2 protein-coding genes are annotated in these 2,179 nt (G+C 52.8%); both read left to right on the top strand.

The annotated features are described in order from the left end of the window. Window positions 1-262: 262 nt before the first annotated feature. The gene (locus RTY00_RS23950; RefSeq protein ID WP_312666634.1) at window positions 263-1,639 is read left to right on the top strand and encodes an aldehyde dehydrogenase family protein; all 1,377 of its coding nucleotides are present in this window, start codon (window positions 263-265) and stop codon (window positions 1,637-1,639) included. Between the two features lie 182 nt (window positions 1,640-1,821). After that, window positions 1,822-2,179: MFS transporter (locus RTY00_RS23945; RefSeq protein ID WP_409519170.1), on the top strand; the 358-nt coding region annotated here is incomplete at its 3' end.

Raw genomic sequence — 2,179 nt, 5'->3', positions numbered from 1 at the left:
GATCTTTCTTTAAGATCTATTCACTGTATAACTTAATAACGCCAGGACTGAAGCGGCTTTGGACACGCAAAACGTTTAAAACAACCGCATCGCGATAACATCCTATTCGATCCCACCAAATCATCAGTTCTGTGCGACCAGGATCCTTCTAATTCTCCATAAATGAACAACTTCCTCATTATTATTCATTTTTAAGAAACCTCTACCCGGCGTAAGGTGAGCACCATTGAACATCACATCACTTATGACGAGGACATCTTTCATGACTGACAACGTTATCTCTCGCAACCCGACCACAGGCGAAATCATCGCGACCTATCCGCTGCAGAGCGCAGCCGAGCTGGAAGCCTCATTGCAGCAAAGTGCTGATGCCTTCACAGAGTGGCGCTATACGGCAATGCCGCAACGGGTCAAAGTGCTGCGTCAACTGGCAGAACAGATTCGCCAACGACAAGATGAGTTGGCAACCATGGCGACGCTGGAAATGGGTAAGCCTATCGCTCAGGCACGTGCTGAAGTACTGAAATGCGCCAATCTCTGCGACTGGTATGCAGAACACGGCCCAGCGATCCTTGCCGACAAACCCACGCTGGTGGAAAACCAGCAAGCGTGGCAATCGTTTCGCCCGCTCGGCGTGATCCTTGCAGTGATGCCATGGAACTTCCCTTACTGGCAGGTTCTGCGCGGCGCAGTCAGCATGTTGCTGGCGGGTAATACCTATGTACTGAAACATGCACCAAGCGTAATGGGATCCGCCAACCTGATGTCGTCACTGTTTGACGCCACCGATCTGCCTAAAGGCGGCTTTACCGTGATCAACGTCGATAACGATGGCGTTTCGACAGCAATCAAAGATCCGCGTATTGCGGCTGTAGCGGTAACCGGCAGCGTGCGTGCAGGCGGAGCTATTGCAGCGCAAGCCGGTGCAGTATTGAAAAAAACCGTGCTGGAACTGGGCGGCGCGGATCCTTTCATTGTGCTGGCGGATGCAGACCTTGATGCTGCAGTGGCCTCAGCGGTCACAGGACGCTACCAGAACACCGGACAGGTCTGCATGGCAGCCAAGCGCTTCATCATTGAAGAAAGCGTCGCAGAAGCGTTTGAGGCGCGTTTCAGCGTAGCGGTGCAGGCATTGAAGATCGGCGATCCTTTGGCAGAAGAAACCTACATCGGCCCAATGGCGCGTTACGATCTGCGTGATGAGCTGGATAATCAGGTGCAGCAGACCATCAAGGAAGGCGCGCGTCTGGTATTAGGCGGCCATAAGATCGACGGCCCAGGCAACTATTACGCCCCAACGATCCTCGCAGATGTCACACCAGCCATGACCGCTTTCCAGCAGGAGATCTTTGGTCCAGTTGCTGCAATCACCGTCGCTCGTGATGCACAACACGCCCTTGAGCTGGCTAACGACAGCGAATTCGGCCTCAGTGCAACAGTGTGGAGCGGCAATGAAGCACTGGCCAACGAACTGGCGGAAAAACTTGAAACCGGCGCGGTGTTTATCAACGGCAATGGCGCGTCCGATCCGCGTGTCGCGATTGGTGGCGTGAAGAAGAGCGGTTATGGTCGTGAGCTGTCGAGCTTTGGTGTCCACGAATTCTGCAACATTCAGACTGTATGGAAAAACCGCCGCTAACTATTACCGGGCGCGTTATTCGCGCCCTCATTTTCATCCCCCGCATCCAGTTACCTCCCGCCTCAGAACGTTGCACATCAGTTAAAATGTTGTGGACGAGTTCAAAAAATCCACCAGTGGTATTATAAAGGTATTATTACTGGTGTTAGATTGGCCCCACCTACACCGGGGAGTCCTTTTAAATGAAAACAACAATCCCAAAACTGTCTTTCATGATGTTTCTTGAGTGGTTTATCTGGGGGGCATGGTTTGTGCCGCTCTGGGCATTTCTAAGCAAAAACGGCTTCTCGCCGGTTGAAATTGCCTGGTGCTACGCCTGTACCTCGATAGCCGCCATCCTGTCGCCGATCCTTGTCGGATCGCTGGCCGATCGCTTCTTCCAGGCGCAAAAAGTGTTGTCGCTGCTCACCATCGTCGGATCCATTCTGATGTTCTTCGCAGCCCAGCAAACCTACTTCGGCGGCTTCTTCCCGCTGTTATTGCTGCATGCGCTCACTTACATGCCAACCATTGCCTTAACCAATAGCATCGCGTTTTCGC

Origin of the sequence: Pantoea sp. CTOTU49201, assembly GCF_032054795.1 — a bacterium.
Lineage (GTDB): Bacteria > Pseudomonadota > Gammaproteobacteria > Enterobacterales > Enterobacteriaceae > Pantoea > Pantoea symbiotica.
The sequence above is the reverse complement of the archived record's forward strand: the minus strand, read 5'-3'. Positions and strand labels throughout refer to the sequence as shown.